The organism is uncultured Aliiroseovarius sp. (assembly GCF_947497285.1).
Taxonomy (GTDB): domain Bacteria; phylum Pseudomonadota; class Alphaproteobacteria; order Rhodobacterales; family Rhodobacteraceae; genus Aliiroseovarius.
Window position 1 is genome coordinate 528,991 of sequence record NZ_CANMFT010000001.1, and the last position, 17,410, is coordinate 546,400.

15 protein-coding genes are annotated in these 17,410 nt (G+C 61.1%); 11 read left to right on the forward strand and 4 right to left on the reverse strand.

Annotated elements, in window-relative coordinates; genetic code table 11:
- Positions 1-38: 38 nt before the first annotated feature.
- Entirely contained in the window at positions 39-287 is a 249-nt protein-coding gene (locus tag Q0864_RS02500; protein WP_298565826.1) for a ParB N-terminal domain-containing protein, read from the reverse strand.
- A gap of 434 nt (positions 288-721) precedes the next feature.
- Positions 722-937, reverse strand: a complete 216-nt coding sequence (locus tag Q0864_RS02505) for a DUF1127 domain-containing protein (protein ID WP_298565829.1) — start codon at positions 935-937, stop codon at positions 722-724.
- Positions 938-1,406: 469 nt separating this feature from the next.
- Here Q0864_RS02505 and Q0864_RS02510 point away from each other — a divergent pair, with 469 nt between their 5' ends.
- The 10 genes from Q0864_RS02510 to Q0864_RS02555 all read left to right on the forward strand — a co-directional run bounded on the left by Q0864_RS02510 (position 1,407) and on the right by Q0864_RS02555 (position 13,798).
- Positions 1,407-2,483, forward strand: a complete 1,077-nt coding sequence (locus Q0864_RS02510; RefSeq protein ID WP_298565832.1) for an Mrp/NBP35 family ATP-binding protein — start codon at positions 1,407-1,409, stop codon at positions 2,481-2,483.
- Positions 2,484-3,212: 729 nt separating this feature from the next.
- Positions 3,213-3,728 (forward strand): division/cell wall cluster transcriptional repressor MraZ, encoded by a 516-nt coding sequence (gene mraZ / locus Q0864_RS02515; RefSeq protein WP_298565835.1) that lies wholly within the window; start codon positions 3,213-3,215, stop codon positions 3,726-3,728.
- Positions 3,721-4,728 (forward strand): 16S rRNA (cytosine(1402)-N(4))-methyltransferase RsmH, encoded by a 1,008-nt coding sequence (gene rsmH / locus Q0864_RS02520; protein ID WP_298565837.1) that lies wholly within the window; start codon positions 3,721-3,723, stop codon positions 4,726-4,728. The genes mraZ and rsmH overlap by 8 nt, the downstream gene beginning before the upstream one ends.
- Positions 4,728-5,069, forward strand: a complete 342-nt coding sequence (locus Q0864_RS02525; protein WP_298565843.1) for a cell division protein FtsL — start codon at positions 4,728-4,730, stop codon at positions 5,067-5,069. Before rsmH ends, Q0864_RS02525 begins: the two co-directional genes overlap by 1 nt.
- Complete coding sequence (locus tag Q0864_RS02530; protein ID WP_298565847.1) at positions 5,066-6,862, forward strand: penicillin-binding protein 2; 1,797 nt, start codon at positions 5,066-5,068, stop codon at positions 6,860-6,862. Before Q0864_RS02525 ends, Q0864_RS02530 begins: the two co-directional genes overlap by 4 nt.
- A gap of 20 nt (positions 6,863-6,882) precedes the next feature.
- On the forward strand, positions 6,883-8,373 hold the full coding sequence (locus Q0864_RS02535; RefSeq protein ID WP_298565850.1) for a UDP-N-acetylmuramoyl-L-alanyl-D-glutamate--2,6-diaminopimelate ligase: 1,491 nt from the start codon (positions 6,883-6,885) through the stop codon (positions 8,371-8,373).
- The gene (gene murF, locus Q0864_RS02540; RefSeq protein ID WP_298565853.1) at positions 8,370-9,785 is read left to right on the forward strand and encodes a UDP-N-acetylmuramoyl-tripeptide--D-alanyl-D-alanine ligase; all 1,416 of its coding nucleotides are present in this window, start codon (positions 8,370-8,372) and stop codon (positions 9,783-9,785) included. The genes Q0864_RS02535 and murF overlap by 4 nt, the downstream gene beginning before the upstream one ends.
- A 21-nt stretch (positions 9,786-9,806) precedes the next feature.
- Positions 9,807-10,889, forward strand: coding sequence for a phospho-N-acetylmuramoyl-pentapeptide-transferase (gene mraY / locus Q0864_RS02545; RefSeq protein ID WP_298565856.1), 1,083 nt, complete (start codon positions 9,807-9,809; stop codon positions 10,887-10,889).
- Positions 10,890-10,993: 104 nt separating this feature from the next.
- The gene (murD, locus tag Q0864_RS02550; protein ID WP_298565858.1) at positions 10,994-12,403 is read left to right on the forward strand and encodes a UDP-N-acetylmuramoyl-L-alanine--D-glutamate ligase; all 1,410 of its coding nucleotides are present in this window, start codon (positions 10,994-10,996) and stop codon (positions 12,401-12,403) included.
- 108 nt (positions 12,404-12,511) lie between these two features.
- Positions 12,512-13,798 carry a DUF3422 domain-containing protein gene (locus Q0864_RS02555; RefSeq protein WP_298565860.1) on the forward strand — a complete coding sequence of 429 codons (1,287 nt, stop codon included), beginning with the start codon at positions 12,512-12,514 and terminating at the stop codon, positions 13,796-13,798.
- Here Q0864_RS02555 and Q0864_RS02560 read toward each other — a convergent pair.
- Complete coding sequence (locus tag Q0864_RS02560) at positions 13,731-14,795, reverse strand: YeeE/YedE family protein (protein ID WP_298565863.1); 1,065 nt, start codon at positions 14,793-14,795, stop codon at positions 13,731-13,733. The two genes, Q0864_RS02555 and Q0864_RS02560, sit on opposite strands and share 68 nt — an antisense overlap.
- 349 nt (positions 14,796-15,144) lie before the next feature.
- Here Q0864_RS02560 and Q0864_RS02565 point away from each other — a divergent pair, with 349 nt between their 5' ends.
- Positions 15,145-16,308 (forward strand): M20 aminoacylase family protein, encoded by a 1,164-nt coding sequence (locus Q0864_RS02565; protein ID WP_298565865.1) that lies wholly within the window; start codon positions 15,145-15,147, stop codon positions 16,306-16,308.
- A gap of 29 nt (positions 16,309-16,337) precedes the next feature.
- On the opposite strand, the gene moaA is transcribed toward Q0864_RS02565, so the two are convergent.
- Entirely contained in the window at positions 16,338-17,345 is a 1,008-nt protein-coding gene (moaA, locus tag Q0864_RS02570; RefSeq protein ID WP_298565868.1) for a GTP 3',8-cyclase MoaA, read from the reverse strand.
- Positions 17,346-17,410: the final 65 nt, after the last annotated feature.

A 17,410-nucleotide genomic window follows, 5' to 3' on the forward strand; every position in this document is an offset into this window, starting at 1 on the left:
AGGGTCGGCAGAGTCGTGGGCGAACAGCGGGTCCCGGATCAGTGCAACCGCGCGCGCACCTTGTAGCCTTCAACCGTTCCTTCACCCAGCTTTTTCAGGGCTTCCAGCCGGTGCAAGCCTTCAATCAGCACATAGCCTTTGGCGTCTTCGCGCACGCGGATGGGCGTTAACTGTCCGTTCTCCAGAATATCCTCGGCCAAGGCATTGGCTTTGTCGTCCTCCAACGTCTTCAGGCGCTTGACCGGCACACGGATGGAGGCGATGGGAAGCGTTTCTTTTTTCAGCATGTCCCAAGCCTGCACGCTAAGCAGAAAATAAGCCAGCGTTATTGGATGAGTTCACCGTCCAAGCGTCCGGCTTCCATCCCGTTCGGACATACAAAAAAAACGGCGACGCCCGGGAGGAGGTGAGCGCCACCGTTTCTATGTGATGCGGATCCCTGGGAGGAGGTAGGAACCCGACGTCAGAAGGTTTGGGGCCTGGGAGGAGGTAGACCCGTCACCGTATCGGTTCAACCCCGGGAGGAGGTGGGGCGAACCGGATCTTTGGGGGTGCAGTGGCGCCAGGGAGGAGGACGGCGCCACCGCGACCCGCGGACCTTCTAAGGGAGGAGGAAGAAGGCCCGAAACTTTGGTGATTGAGCGGCGAGGCCGGGGAGGAGGTCGACCCCGCCGCCAATCAAAGCCACCACCCGGGAGGAGGGAGGTGGTGGCCAGAAAACTTAGTTGCCGTAAACGGCCATGCGCGCCACCAAGCGGACCGAAGCGCGGGCAATGCCCAGATCTTCCAGTTCGCGGTTGCTCAGCGCATTCAATTCGCGCACGGTTTTGCGGAACAGCGCGCGGGTTTCCACCTGCTCTTTCCATTCGGCAAAGCGGGCGGCCAGACGGTCGGCAATGCCGACGGGGGCCAGAAGGATTTCGGTCGCGTGTGTCATCTTACTTACTCACTTACATGTCAGGCACAGCGGCCTGCGGGTCTCGCGGCCGATGCCGCTTTGAAAACGTGTTGGCGCTCACACTGTCGCCTTGAGACAGAAGATGGGGGGAATGCTGCAGATGCACAATACCCCGATCAAGCAATCCCGATATGCAAAAATTGCATACGTAAAAATGCCATGATTTTAACTGGTTAATGCCTCAATCGGAGCAATTTGCCTGTATTTTCTGCAATGCAGAAACGATCTGAGAGAAGGTGACTTTAGGTCAATTTGCGCACCGCCTCGTGCTTCGGCGCTGTGCCCAAAAATCGACCGTAAAGAAAAGCGCTCTGTGGCGGGTGGGGCCGCGATCTGCCTCCGTCAGCCGTGCCAATCTGCGCTGGCGTCACGCGCCCCAATGAACAGATGCCCCCTTGCGCCTGCGCTCAAAGCTGCCAAGTAATGGGCGAAGTCAAAGGAGTTTTGGATGTCGGATATGCGCGAAAAGATTATGGGCACATTGTCCTCCATTGCCTTGCCTGATGGTGGGGATCTAGCGTCACGCGATATGGTGCGCGCGCTGACTGTCGAAAACGGGGCGGTCAGTTTCGTGATCGAAGCCGAGACCCCGGAAAAGGCAGCAGGTATGGAAGCACAGCGCCGCGCCGCTGAAGCGGCAATTGCCGCGCTGGACGGGGTCGAGCGCGTGTCCGTAATCCTGACCGCGCACGGCCCAGCAGCATCCGCGCCCAAAGCCCCGAACCTGAAGGTAGGTGGCCATCCCAAACCGCAGGCCGGACCGTTGCCGGTGCCCGGTGTCACCCATGTGATCGCCATTGCCTCGGGCAAGGGGGGCGTGGGGAAATCCACGCTCAGCTCCAACCTCGCCGTCGCACTGGCCCGTCAGGGGCGCAAAGTTGGGCTTCTGGACGCCGATATCCTTGGACCTTCGCAGCCCCGCATGATGGGCACCAGTCAACGCCCGTCGTCACCAGATGGGGAACAGTTGATCCCCGTCGAAGCGCATGGCGTCAAGATGATGTCGATCGGGCTGATGTTGAAATCCGACCGCGAAGCCGTCGTGTGGCGCGGCCCGATGTTGATGGGCGCGCTGCAACAGATGCTGTTTCAGGTCGAATGGGCGCCGCTCGATATTCTGATCATCGACTTGCCGCCGGGCACGGGTGATGTGCAACTGACACTGGCGCAGAAATCGCAAATCACCGGAGCGATTGTGGTTTCGACCCCACAGGACGTGGCCTTGCTGGACGCGCGCAAAGCGATCGACATGTTCGATAAGCTGAACGTGCCGATCCTGGGGTTGGTTGAAAACATGTCCACCTATGTCTGCCCCAAATGCGGTCACGAGGCGCATTTGTTCGGTCACGGCGGTGTTCGCGACGAGGCCACCGAGCTGGGCGCACCCTTCCTTGGCGAAATCCCCTTGTCGCTGGATGTGCGCCTGGCGGGCGACAGCGGCACACCTGCCGCCGCGGGCGAGGGGTCAGTGGCCGATGCTTACACCAAGTTGGCGCAGGATCTCATTGCGCGCGGGATCGCCTGACCGCATCACACCCGACCAGATCGCGCCCCACTGCCCGGCTGTCCCAAGACGGTGCCGGGCAGTTTTCCGTTTGCAATGACAGTGAACGCCAGCTGAGCGATGGGAAATCGTGGGACGCGTGCGGGGCGGTCTGCCCCCGCTTGCTCCTGTGAAGGTGGGAAATGGGGTGATTCACCTGTAATTGACGCAATTTGGGTGGAGTCTCCGTTCGAGATTTGGGCGGTGACCCCTGCCAAATTCAAAAAATTTGCCGGAATTCAGAAAAAACCGGGAAAATGTGGGAATAAATTTCGCTGCGCTTGCAGCACCATATGTTGTGCAAATTTGTCTTTGTCACCCTAGGTGTCGCGCCATCCTTGCGGATTTTGCCACTAGATGTGGATTCTTGCGGGGGGTGCAAACAAGATGTGGGCCATTTTTCCCATAAAAAACTATTGCGTCCCACGATTTCCCAAGCTATCCCTAAATGCAAGATGAGGACGGGACATAAGAGGCAACAAGACCTCGCGACACTCCCAAGTCAGGTTTCATACAGGCACCCGCTTCATCCTAAGAAAGAGATCCGGCGCGAACGCGAGCAGACATCCCCCCAGGTGGCGCGCGCAGCTGGACACCCGGAAACGGGACAGGCGGCGGATTGGGCAGTGGCAGCAGCTCAATCCGCCGTTTCTATTTCAGCCCTAAATATTCGGGGCGCAGTGAAGTTGGGACAGTGAAGGAGCCGCGAAAGTGGCACGTAGGTTCAGAGGCGAAAGCCACCATAAGGTGGACGCGAAGGGCAGGGTTTCGATCCCAGCCCTGTTTCGCCGTGTTCTGGAAGCTGGCGACCCCGACTGGACCGATGGTCTGAACCCTAACATTGTCATTGTATACGGCGACCACCGCCGCAATTTCCTTGAATGCTATACGATCGAGGCCATCGACGAGGTCGATACGAAGATCGCGAACCTGCCGCGCGGTTCGATCGAACGGCGCATGCTGGAACGGCTGTTCAACGGTCAGTCGCTGCCCACCACGGTGGATGAGACCGGGCGGCTGGTGCTGCCCGCAAAGTTGCGCGCCAAAATCGGGCTTGAGAACGAGGCGTTCTTCATCGCCACCGGTGATACGTTCCAGATTTGGAAGCCCGAGACCTACGAAAATGTCGAAATGGCCAAGGCCGAGGCTTGGTTGGATGATCAACCCGAAGACTTCGATCCGCTGACGCTTCTAAGTGGCGGGTCCGTTTCCGGAGGGGATGGCTGACATGACCGACCCGGCTGCCACCGAAAAACGTCCCCATATCCCAGTTCTATTACGACCGCTTTTGCAAGCGGTCGCGCCTGTTTCTGGCGATTGGGCGGATGGCACGTTCGGGGCAGGTGGGTATACACGCGGATTGCTGGACGCAGGCGCGGACTGGGTTTGCGGCATTGACCGTGACCCGATGGTGTTCGACATGGCCGCCGACTGGGTCGCTGAGTATGGCGACCGGCTGGCCTTGCGTGAAGGCACATTCTCGGACTTGGACGAGTTGGCAGGTCGCCCGTTGGATGGTGTGGTGTTGGACCTTGGCGTCAGCTCGATGCAACTGGATCTGGCAGATCGCGGGTTTTCCTTCATGCGCGACGGGCCGCTGGACATGCGGATGAGCCAATCCGGCCCGACCGCCGCCGATATCGTCAATCATGCCGACGAAGAAACGCTGGCCGATATCCTTTATCATTACGGCGAAGAACGTGCCTCGCGCCGGATTGCGCGGGCCATTGTCAGGGCGCGTGCTGAGGCGCCGTTTGAAACGACGCTGCAATTGGCCAGCGTCGTGGAAAAATGCCTGCCCCGCTCGAAACCCGGTCAGAGCCACCCGGCCACACGGTCGTTTCAGGCGATCCGCATCGCGGTGAATGACGAATTCGGCCAACTGATCGACGGGCTGGAGGCCGCCGAGCGCGCCTTGAAGCCCGGCGGCAAACTGGCCGTCGTGACCTTTCATTCGATGGAAGATCGCGTGGTGAAGCGGTTCTTGCAGGCCCGCGCGTCCGAAGGCGGGGGCGGCTCGCGCTATGCGCCCGAGCAAGCGCAGGAAACGCCGCGGTTCAAGCTCACCCCAAAAAAGGCCATCGCGCCAGATGCCGATGAGCTTGCCCATAACCCCCGCGCCCGGTCGTCCCGCCTGCGCGTCGCTACCCGCACAGATGCCCCCGCTGGTCCGTCCGACCGGCGCAAACTTGGCCTTCCACCCCTTGTTTTCAAGGACAAATCATAATGCGTAGCTTGCTTTACATCACATCCGCTTTGGTCGTCATGGCATTGGCCTATTGGGCCTATTCCGAGAACTACAAAACCCAAGCCTCGCTGGATCGAGTCGAAGAATTGCAGAGCGAGATTGGCCAGATGCAAGAGCAGCTTTCCGTCCTGCGCGCTGAATGGGCCTATCTGAACCGCCCCGACCGCCTGCGTGATCTGGCCGAGATGAACTACGGGCGCCTTGGCCTGTTGCCGCTGGCACCAGAGCAGTTCGGCCGCGTCGATCAAATTGCCTATCCGTCCGAGGACGGCCCCGAGATCACGGAAACCTTTGATGTCAGCGGAGATCTTGATCGATGACCCGTATTCCTCTGCGCCCACTGGCCCGCATTCTGGACGCCCGCGCCAAGGGTGAAAACCCCGACGCGATCGAACGTGAAAACCTGCGTCACCGCCATGAAGAAATCCGCGACCGTGCCCGACTTCAGTCCGAGGGTCGGTTGCTGGTGCTGGCAGGCATGTTCTTTTGTGCGTTTCTGGTGGTCGGCGGACGTATGGCCACCCTGTCCGCGACGGACCCCAAAGAGCCGCGCGCCCAAGCGCCCGGTGCGGCCATCGCGACCGCGCGCGCCGACATCGTTGATCGGCAGGGACGCCTTCTGGCCACCAACCTTGTTACCCACGCCCTTTACGCCCAGCCGCCCCAGATGGTGGACCCGCAACGCGCCGCGGACGAGCTGGTCAAGATCTTCCCCGACCTCAAGCGCGAGCGGCTGATCAAGGACTTCACAGGCACGCGCAAGTTCTTGTGGATCAAGAAGAAACTCAGCCCTGAGCAGAAGCAGGCCGTGTTCGATATCGGCGAACCCGGTCTTCTGTTCGGCCCGCGCGAGATGCGCCTCTATCCCAACGGAAAGCTGGCAGCGCATGTTCTGGGCGGGGCCAGTTTCGGTCGCGAAGGTGTCAGTGCGGCCGAGGTGATCGGTGTGGCGGGCGTCGAAAAGCAGTTCGACGACTATCTGCGCAACCCGGCAAATGGCGGCAAACCGCTTGAGCTGTCCATCGACCTGACCATCCAGACCGCGATCGAGCGGGTGCTGTATGGCGGTATGAAGCTGATGAACGCCAAGGGGGCAGCAGCGATCTTGATGGATGTGCACAGCGGCGAGGTTATCTCGGTTGTGTCTTTGCCCGATTTCGACCCCAACAAACGCCCGCGCGCGCTGACCAAAGGGGATCAGTCTGACAGCCCATTGTTCAACCGGGCCGTTCAGGGCGTGTATGAATTGGGATCGACCTTCAAGATTTTCACCGCCATTCAGGCGATGGATCTTGGGTTGGTGAACCCGAACACCGTGATTGATACCGATGTCCCGATGCGGATCGCAGGCTACCGGATTGGTGAGTTTAAGAACAAGAATTACGGTAAGCTTAGCGTCGCGGACATCATCGTGAAATCCTCGAACCGCGGCACCGGACGCATGGCATTGGAGATCGGCCCCGAGCGCCAGCAGGAATTTCTGCGCGCCATCGGCATGTTCGATCGCACCCCGTTTGAAATCGTCGAAGCGCGTGGCTCGACCCCGTTGCTGCCCAAGCAGTGGGGCAAGCTTAGCTCGGTGACCATTTCCTATGGTCACGGGCTGTCCTCGACGCCGATGCACCTTGCGGCCGGATATGCGGCGATCGCCAATGGTGGGTTCATGGTCAAGCCCACGGTTTTGAAACAGGACCGGATCGCGCGTGGCCCGCGTGTCATTTCGGCGACCTCGGCGGCGGCGGCGCGCGCGATGCTGCGCAAGGTCGTGACCGAAGGCACCGCGTCCTTTGGCGAGGTGGCGGGCTACAAGGTGGCGGGCAAGACCGGCACGGCGGACAAGCCAAGGCCGCAGGGCGGGTATTATGACGACAAGGTGATCAACACTTTCGCCAGTATGTTCCCCGCGGACAATCCGAAATATGTGCTGGTGGTCACCTTGGACGAACCAGTCGAAACGACGGGCCCGAAGCCGCGCCGCACGGCCGGCTGGACCGCCGTGCCCGTCGCGGCCGAGATCATTCGCCGCGCGGCGCCTCTTTTGGGAATGAAGCCCGAAGCGGAACCCGTCGTTGAATCCTTTGCGTCAACTGGGGTAACACTCACCTCGAACTGATCAGGACAGGCACGAACATCATGGGCGCTGAGACGACAACGAAATCCCTGGCCGAGCTGGGGCTGAGCGCCCGGGGTGGCAAAGCGGTGCAGGTCACCGGCCTGTCGGTGGACAGCCGGTGTGTCAAACCCGGCCATTTGTTTGCGGCCCTGCCGGGATCAAAGGTGCATGGCGGCGAATTCATTCAATTTGCCCTGCGCATGAAGGCGGGTGCGATCCTGACCGACCCGGAAGGGGCAAAGATCGCCAAGGCGGAACTGGACGCCTCGGACGCGGCTTTGGTCGTCACCGAAGATCCACGTATGGCTTTGGCCTATGCCGCTGCCCTGTGGTTTGGCGCACAGCCCGAACATATGGTTGCAGCAACCGGCACCAACGGCAAGACATCGGTGGCCAATTTCACCCGACAAATCTGGACTTTGCTGGGGATCAAGGCGGCCAATCTGGGCACCACCGGGGTCGAAGGGGCCTTTACCGCGCCGCTGGCTCACACCACGCCCGAGCCGATCACCTTGCACAAGGTGCTGGCCGAAATGGCCGGCGCGGGTGTCACTCATGCGGCGATGGAGGCCTCGAGCCACGGCTTGGCACAACGCCGCTTGGATGGCGTGCGTCTGACCGCTGCGGCGTTCACGAATTTCACGCAGGATCATCTGGACTACCACGAAACCTTCGAAGAATACTTCGCCGCCAAGGCCGGGTTGTTCGCCCGCGTGTTGCCAGAAGGCGGCACGGCTGTCATCAACATGGATGACCCGAAAGGCGCCGAGATTGCCACCATTGCCGAAGCGCGCGGTCAAAACCTGATCCGCGTCGGGCAGGGTGATGACAACGAGTTGCGCATCAAAGCCCGTCGGTTCGACGCCACCGGGCAAGAGCTGATGTTCGCATGGCACGGCGCGGCACATACCGCACGGCTGGACCTAATCGGTGGGTTTCAAGCCGAAAACGTCTTGGCAGCCGCTGGCTTGGCGATTGGCTGCGGGGCTGAACCGCAGCATGTGTTTGACACCTTCAAGGACTTGGAAACCGTTCGCGGCCGCATGCAACTGGCCGCGACGCGTGACAACAAGGCAGCGGTGTTTGTCGACTATGCCCACACGCCAGACGCTTTGAAAACTGCGCTGCGCGCGATGCGCCCGCATGTGCTGGGCCGCCTTGTGGTGGTGTTTGGCGCAGGCGGCGACCGAGACACCTCGAAACGCGCGTTGATGGGGCAGGCGGCGGCAGAAAACGCGGACGTGGTGTTCGTGACCGACGACAACCCGCGCAGCGAAGACCCCGCCGCGATCCGCGCCATGGTGATGGCAGGCTGCCCCGAGGCGGTCAATGTCGGCGACCGGGCCGAGGCGATCTTGCGCGGCGTCGATGCGCTTGGTCCCGGTGATGCGCTTTTGATTGCAGGCAAGGGGCACGAAACTGGCCAGACAGTGGGCGATGATGTGCTGCCGTTTGATGATGCCGAACAGGCCTCGGTCGCGGTTGCCGCACTTGACGGACATTTGGCATGAGCCTGTGGCGCGCAGAAGATGCCGCGAAAGCGACGGGCGGGCAGGCGCAGGGTAATTGGGCGGTCGATGGCGTATCGATCGACACGCGCACGATCCAGCCGGGCGATCTGTTCGTTGCCCTGAAAGATGTGCGCGACGGGCATGATTTCGTGGCGCAGGCGTTGGAAAAAGGCGCGGGCGCTGCGATGGTTAGTCGTATCCCTGATGATATCGACCCTGATGCGCCCCTGTTGATCGTCGATGACGTGCTGGCTGCGTTGGAAGCCCTTGGCCGGGCCGGGCGTGCGCGAACGAATGCGCGGGTCGTTGCGGTGACGGGGTCTGTCGGCAAGACCTCGACCAAGGAAATGCTGCGCGCGGTTCTGTCCGCGCAGGGCCGCACTCACGCGGCCGAGGCAAGCTATAACAACCATTGGGGCGTACCGCTGACGCTGGCGCGGATGCCTCAGGATGCCGAATTTGCCGTGATCGAGATCGGGATGAACCATCCCGGCGAAATAGGCCCGCTGGCCCGCATGGCGCGGCCCCATGTGGCGCTGGTCACGACCGTTGCGGCCGCACATCTTGAAGCCTTCGACGACCTATCCGGCATCGCGCGCGAAAAGGGCGCGATTTTTGAGGGGTTAGCGCCGGGCGGGATTGCCGTGATCAACGGCGACCTCGACACCACGCACGTTCTGGCAGAGGCCGCCACGGGGTTTCAGGCTGAAAGTTTCGGCGAAGGCGCAAAAAATGTTCACCGATTGACCCATGTCTCCCTGACCCCGGACGCCACGATCTGCAAAGCGGTGATTGCGGGCGAGGAACAGGTGTTCAAAATCGCGTCACCGGGGCGGCATTTCGCGATGAATGCTCTGGCAGCACTGGTGGCGGCGCGGGCCTTGGGCGCGGATGCCACGCTGGCCGCTCGTTCCATGACGTCGTGGCAGCCCCCCACCGGGCGTGGCACGCGCGAAGAGATTACGCTGGACGCCCCCGAAGGGTTGACCGTGACCTTGATCGACGACGCGTTCAATGCCAACCCCACCTCGATGGCGGCGGCACTTGAGGTGCTGGGCGCGATGGAGCCCGTGGACGGCGTTGGGCGCATCCAGAAAGGCCGCCGGATCGCGATCCTTGGCGACATGCTGGAACTTGGCCCAGACGAGGTCGCTCTACATGCAGAGATTGCCGATCTGCCCTTCATCGCAGCCATTGATCAGGTGCATTGCGTCGGTCCCCTCATGCACGCGCTTTGGGCGCGTTTGGACGGCGACCAGCAAGGCCTGTGGGTTGAAACGGCCGCCGACATGTCCGCGCAGGTGCGCAAGTTCATCGACGCAGGTGACGTGGTGCTGGTGAAGGGGTCGAAAGGCTCTTTGGTGTCTCAAACAGTTGACGCGATCCGCAAAATGGGTCAATCGCTTCGATAATTCCAAAAAGGGACCCACAATATGTTGTATTGGTTGACCGAGTTTTCGGACGGTGGCGATGTTTTCAACCTGTTTCGCTATATCACCTTTCGATCGGGCGGGGCGTTCTTCACAGCCCTCATCTTCGGGTTCATTTTTGGCAAGCCGCTGATCAATATCTTGCGTCGCAGGCAGGGCAAAGGGCAGCCCATCCGCGAGGATGGGCCTGAGAGCCATAAAGAAAAGCAGGGCACGCCGACGATGGGCGGGCTGTTGATCCTGTCCGCCCTTCTTGTATCGACCCTGATGTGGGCGCGGCTGGACAATCCCTATATCTGGATCACGCTGTTCGTGACCTATGGCTTTGGTTTGATTGGGTTTGCCGATGACTACGCCAAGGTGTCCAAGGCCACCACGGCGGGCGTTTCGGGCAAGCTGCGCATGGGCCTCGGCTTGGCGATTGCCGCGATTGCGGGCTATCTGGCGTCGATCAGCCACCCCGAGGGGCTTCAGTTCCAGCTGGCGCTGCCGTTCTTCAAGGACACGCTGTTGAATATGGGGATATTCTTTATCCCCTTCGTGATGATCGTCATCGTCGGGGCTGCCAATGCGGTGAACCTGACCGACGGTCTGGACGGGCTGGCGATTATGCCGGTGATGATCGCGGCAGGCACGTTGGGTGTGATTGCTTACGCCGTTGGCCGCGTCGACTTCACCGAATATCTGGACGTGCATTATGTGCCCGGCACGGGGGAGTTGTTTATTTTCACCTCGGCACTCATTGGCGGCGGGTTGGGCTTTCTTTGGTATAACGCCCCCCCTGCGGCGGTGTTCATGGGCGACACCGGGTCGCTGGCCTTGGGCGGCGCCTTGGGGGCCATCGCTGTCGCCACCAAGCACGAGATCGTTCTGGCCATCGTCGGCGGCCTCTTCGTGGTCGAGGCGCTGTCGGTCATCATTCAGGTGCTCTATTACAAACGCACCGGGCGCCGCGTGTTCCTGATGGCTCCGATTCACCACCATTTCGAACATCTGGGCTGGAAAGAGCCGCAGATCGTCATCCGCTTCTGGATCATCTCACTGATCCTCGCGCTGATCGGGCTGGCGACGCTGAAGGTGCGGTAACCACGCCGCACCGCCAAGATTTCAAGCCCTGCCTCTTAACAGGCGGGGCTTTTGTTTTTTCGTCAACTCCGGTAGCGATGAAGCAACGAATGCAGGAGGCGCGGATGATCCCGGTCAAAGGTTATGACGGCCAAAAGGTAGCGGTTTTGGGGCTTGGGCGCTCTGGCCTCGCAACGGCGCACGCACTGGAAGAAGGCGGGGCGGAAGCCCTGTGCTGGGACGACAGCGCTGAAGCCCGTGACCGCGCCGAAGGCCAGGCCCTGATCCTGCATGATCTGTCCAAACCAGAGGCCTGGAAGGATGTGGCCGCGTTGATCGTCAGCCCCGGCATCCCGCATCTTTATCCCGAACCCAACAAGATCATCGCCGCCGCGATGGAGGCAGGCGTGCCCGTCGACAACGATATCGGCCTGTTCTTTCGCAGCTTTGCCACCTACGATTGGGACAGTTTCGAAGTGTCTCCGAAGGTGGTGGCGATCACCGGATCGAACGGCAAATCCACCACCTCGGCGCTGGTCCATCACATTTTGCAAGAGGCAGGACGCCCCACGCAGTTGGCGGGCAATATCGGGCGCGGTGTGCTGGACATTGACCCCGCCCATGACGGCGAGGTCGTGGTGTTGGAACTGTCGAGCTATCAGACCGACCTTGCACGCGCCCTGACCCCGGACGTGGCCGTGTTCACCAACCTGTCGCCCGACCATCTGGACCGCCACGGCGGCATGGGCGGCTATTTCGCGGCCAAGCGCCGCCTGTTTGCAGAAGGTGGCCCGGATCGTGCGGTGATCGGCGTAGATGAACCCGAAGGTGTCTTTTTGGCGGGTCAACTGTCCGAAGGGCCGACCGATGACCGGGTGATCCGCATGTCTGTGGACCGCAAGCTGACCGGTCCCGGCTGGCAGGTCTTTGCGCGCAAGGGCTTTCTGTCGGAGTATCGCAAGGGGCGGCAGGTCGGCTCGATTGATCTTCGCGCGATCAAGGGGCTGCCCGGCACCCACAACCACCAGAACGCCTGCGCAGCTTACGCGGTCTGTCGCACGCTGGGGCTGGCGCCGAAACAGATCGAGGCCGCGTTTCACGCGTTCAAAGGCCTGCCGCACCGCTCGCAATTGGTGGGGGAACGCAACGGCGTGGCGTTCATCAATGACAGCAAGGCCACCAATGTGGACAGCGCGCGGGCGGCCTTGTCAGCGTTTCGGAATATCCGCTGGATCGCGGGTGGTCTGGGCAAGGATGGCGGGATCGAAAGCCTGTCCGCCGATGATCTGTCTGGCGTCACGAAAGCTTACCTGATCGGCCATTCAGCGCGTGACTTCGCGCTGCAACTGGGCGACGTGCCGCACGAGATTTGCGAAACCATGGCGCAGGCCGTGGCGCAGGCGGCGGCTGATGCCCAACCCGGGGACACCGTTTTGCTGGCCCCAGCGGCTGCCAGTTTCGACCAATATCCGGATTTCGAAAAGCGCGGCGAGGATTTCTCCGGGCAGGTTGCAGCCCTGATCGCCAATCCATAGCCTCGGCGGTATCCCGCAGCATACGAAGCACCGCGAAAACCCCTTGTTATAAAGGGTTTGCAAGGCGTCCTTGCTCTGCTACCTCTGTCGCAAAAGGAAGGGCGCGCGATGTTTTCACTGGACGATCACCCACAGCGTTACGAGCTGGCAAACGAGTTACATGCCCGCCCGTCGCCCGCGTTGAAAGCGCCGGGGACGGCGGTGTATCTGGCGGTGAAGCGACCAGAGAATGCGGCCAGTCGGGATCGCGATGCAGACAGGGCGCATTTGATCGACCTGCTGGATCGGTTCGGCGCCCCCCATCCCAGCCCCGGTGCGAACCACTATTTCGGGGCAATCGGCCGCTATCATCTGAAATGGGAACAGCATACCGAATTCGTCACCTATACGGTATTCGGTGATGGCGTTGCCTCGCGTGCCTTTGATCCCGCCGCCTTCGACGTGTTTCCCGATAATTGGCTGCAAACTGCCCCGGGCAAGCGCGTGACATCGGCCCATATCCGTATCGACACGATGCCCGACACCGAAGACGAGATGAATGAGGCGATCAGCAAGTGGTTCGTGTCGGAAAGTGTCGCCTCGACCTGGGTTCTGGAACGCGCAGCGATGATCGCTGGGGATTTCCGCATTGACCCGGCGGGCCACATGCGCTTCGCCGCCTTTATCGGCAAGGATGCCGGCGACAGTCGCATCGGGCGGATCGTTCAGCGCCTGTGCGAGATCGAGACCTATAAGTCCATGTCCATGCTGGGCCTGCCGTTGGCGCGTAACCTACAGGCCAAGCTGGGTCATCTGGACGGAGAGTTGACCCATCTGGTCAGCGCCATGTCACGCGATGACGAACCCGCCGAAGCGACGTTGGACGAATTGCTTCAAATCTCGTCCGAGCTTGAGGATTTGACGGCGGCGACCTCGTTTCGGTTAAGCGCCACGAAAGCCTATGAGGCGATTGTGCACCAACGGATCAGTTCGCTGCGTGAAGCCCGGTTCATGGATCGCCAGACCCTGAGCGAATTCATGATGCGCCGCTATGACCCGGCCATGCGCACGGTCAAAAGCGCCGAAAAGCAGCTGACGGCGATGGCGCGGCGGTCGATGCGCGCGGGCGATCTGTTGCGCACGCGCGTCGATGTGCAGCGGTCAGAGCAGAACCAAGCCCTGCTGGAAAGCATGAACCGACGCGCCGATATGCAGTTGCGGTTGCAGGAAACGGTCGAAGGCTTGTCCGTCGTCGCGATCAGCTACTACGCCGTGTCGCTGGCGGGCTATCTGGCCTATCCGCTGACGGACGTGCTTGGCATCTCGAAAGGGATGCTGACCGCGGTGCTTACGCTGCCTGTGGTTGGGCTTGTGTGGCTGGCCGTGCGACGGATCCGTCATTCGATCGAGAAGTGACGCGCGCATCAACGCGCCCCGCAACCCATGCGCCCGCCGATATGGCCAGCAGCGCCAACACTGCCGCGACCGACAAAGTGGCTACGCCGGAAATACCGGCACCCACGGTGCAACCGCCAGCCAGCACGCCACCAAAGCCCATCAAAGCGCCGCCGCTGAGGTAACGCCCCATCTGGGCCGGGCCATCAAAGCCCTGCCATTGGAAGCGCCCGGCGATCAGGGCTGATGCCAGCGCGCCAAGGATCACGCCGCCGATCAGGCCGGTGCCGAAATTGCCGCCAACGGCCGATGATGCAGCCGTCCAGAACAGCGTGTCGGCCAACGGCGCGGTGAACGAGAGGCTTTCGAAGGTGATCGGATCGAACTCGTCCTGCAGCACAAGCCCGGTGCCCAGCCACCCCAACGGGATCAGGGCACCCAAAAGGGCCGCAAGAACCAACATTCCAGCACGTGGGCGCGATTGGATCACAAGATAGCCTGCAAGCACCAGCGGCACCGCAGCTGTCCAGATGGGCAGGGTTGGGGCAGGGGTGACCACAGCCTCCAACGCGACGCGGGCGGGGGCCAGCAATCCTTTCAACGTGGCAAGCGCGGCCAGTGCGGCGACACCCAGCACGACCAGCGCGCGCAGGTTGCCCGAAGCTCCCAGCACGGCAAGGCGTGACAGGCAGCCGCGCGTCATGACCATGCCAACACCGAAGATCAGGCCGCCGATGATGATCGACAGAAAGGGCAGGTTTGCGGCTTGGAAGCGGTGGGCAGAGAATTCGACCCACCCGGCCTGAACGATGCCTTGTGTGCCCAGCACAGCGACGGCCAGTGCGGTCAGCCAATTCGCCAAGGCGGATCGGTTGTCACCGCCGCCACCAATCAGGCCGCGGCGCAGGCAGAAACGTGTGATTTCCGCCAGCACACCAAAGGCCACACCAAGTCCCAATCCAAAAAGGATCGAGGCTGTGCGTGGGGTCAGGGTCTCAAAGCCAAAGGTCTCAAACATCTTCACGTCTCCGCTTTTGGGAATGTGTTCCATCTGGCGGGATTGTTTCTGCCTTACAAGGGTCTATGTGGCGTGGCATCGCGGTGTCAGCAGAACATTTTCCTGCGCGATGCTTCTCGGGGTGAATGTCGTCTTGCCAAAGCCAGCCTGCACCGAACGCGGGCCAACCCCGATCGCATCACCTGTGTCCTTGCGTCCTTTTTTAGCTTGCGTCCCAAGACCGCGTGGCTGATCCAATGCACACCGGTCGCAAGATGGTTGAACGCTTGATCAATTCGGCGCAGAGTTTGGTCAGGCCCACATCACAATCAGACACACCCACACATGCCGCAACAAGGAGCGTTCACCCGTGCCGATCAAGAACCGATTTGCCGAGCTGCAAGCCGAAATCACGGCATGGCGGCGTGATTTCCACGCTCATCCCGAACTGATGTTCGACACACACCGCACGGCAGGCATCGTTGCCGAAAAGCTACGCGCGTTTGGCTGTGACGACGTGGTCGAAGGCCTTGGGCGCACCGGCGTGGTCGGGGTCATTCGTGGCAAGGCCAATGGGTCGGGCAAAGTGGTGGCGCTGCGCGCAGATATGGACGCGCTGCCGATCGAAGAGGAAACAGGGCTGGACTATGCCTCGACCCAGCCCGGCAAGATGCACGCCTGCGGGCATGACGGACATACGGCGATGCTGTTGGGGGCTGCGAAATACCTGTCTGAAACGCGCAATTTCGACGGTACCTGCGTCGTCATCTTCCAGCCAGCCGAAGAGGGCGGAGGCGGGGCGCGTGTCATGTGTGAAGATGGGTTGATGGACCGGTTCGGTATTCAGGAAGTTTACGGGATGCACAACTGGCCGGGCCATGAACAGGGGACGTTTGCGATCCGCCCCGGCCCGTTTTTTGCCGCAACCGACCTTTTGGACATCCGTTTCGAAGGGCGTGGCGGACATGCCGCCAAACCGCATGACACGATTGATCCGGTGGTGATGGCGTCTCAGGCGGTTCAAGCCTTGCAGACCATCGCGTCACGCAATGCCGATCCAACCGAACAGGTGGTTTTGTCCATCACGTCAGTTGAAACAAGTTCCAAGACTTTCAATGTGATACCGCAGAGTGTTCATCTTCTGGGAACGGTGCGAACGCTTTCGCAGGAGGTTCGAGATCTGGCCGAGGCACGGGTGCATGCGATCTGTAACGGTATTGCCGACACGTTCGGCGGGACCGCGACCGTGCGCTACGATCGCAATTACCCCGTGATGGTCAACCATGACGAACAAACCGAATTTGCCGCCAAAGTCGCTACATCCGTGGCCGGGGCATGCGACGACGCCCCCTTGGTCATGGGCGGCGAGGATTTTGCCTATATGCTGGAAGAGCGGCCCGGCGCCTATATCCTTGTGGGCAATGGCGATACGGCGATGGTCCACCACCCAGAATACAACTTCAACGACGAGGTGATTCCGCAAGGCTGTTCGTGGTGGGCTGAAATCGTCGAGCAGCGGATGCCGGCGCGTTAAACACCACCGCCGCAGTCCGCACCTGCCGGTCAGCCACCTGTGTGGTTCATATGGCGGATTGTCTGACCTTGCACACCCTGACGGGAGTAATCGAAATCGTGCCCTTTGGGCTTTCGCCCGATGGCCGCGTGAATGGCGTCGATCAAGACCGCATCATTTTCCGACGCACGCAGGGGCGCACGCAGGTCAGACATGCCGTCATGGCCCAGACAGGTGTAGAGCTGGCCGGTGCAACTCATCCGCACGCGGTTGCAGCTTTCGCAGAAATTGTGGCTGAGCGGGGTGATCAGGCCGATTTTCTGGCCGGTTTCCTGCACGCGCATATACCGGGCTGGTCCGCCGGTGGTTTCATCCAGATCAGTCAGCGTCAGGCGGTCCGCCAATTGGGCGCGTAGGTCTGAAAGCGCCCAATACTGCCCAATCCGGTCCTCGGCCCCCATATCGCCCATTGGCATGACCTCGATAAAGGTCAGATCCATGCCTTTTGCCGCGCACCAATCGACCAACGAGAACAACTCATCTTCGTTGAACCCCTTCAGCGCGACCGCGTTGATCTTGACCTTCAAACCGGCCTCAAGTGCGGCATCCACGCCGCGCAGAACCTGGGGCAGGCGACCCCAGCGGGTAATCCGGGCGAATTTCGACTCGTCCAGCGTATCAAGAGAGATATTTACCCGACGCACGCCAGCGGCATATAGGTCGTCGGCAAACCGGTGCAGTTGCGAGCCATTGGTCGTCAGTGTCAATTCGTCCAGCGCACCGCTTTCCAGATGGCGGCCCATGGCCCCGAAAAATCCCATGATTCCCTTGCGCACAAGCGGCTCGCCCCCGGTGATACGCAACTTGCGCACCCCAAGCCCGATGAAAGCTGTGCAGATGCGGTCCAGCTCCTCAAGCGTCAGAAGATCCTTCTTTGGCAGAAAGGTCATATCCTCGGACATGCAATAGGTGCAGCGAAAATCACACCGGTCCGTGACAGACAGGCGCAAGTAGGTAACCGCCCGCATGAACGGGTCGATGAGCGTCGGCGTTTCCATGCTGTAACACTAGTTGCGGGCGGTCTGGCGCGCAAGAGACGCAGGCGTCAAATCCGCCGTTGAAA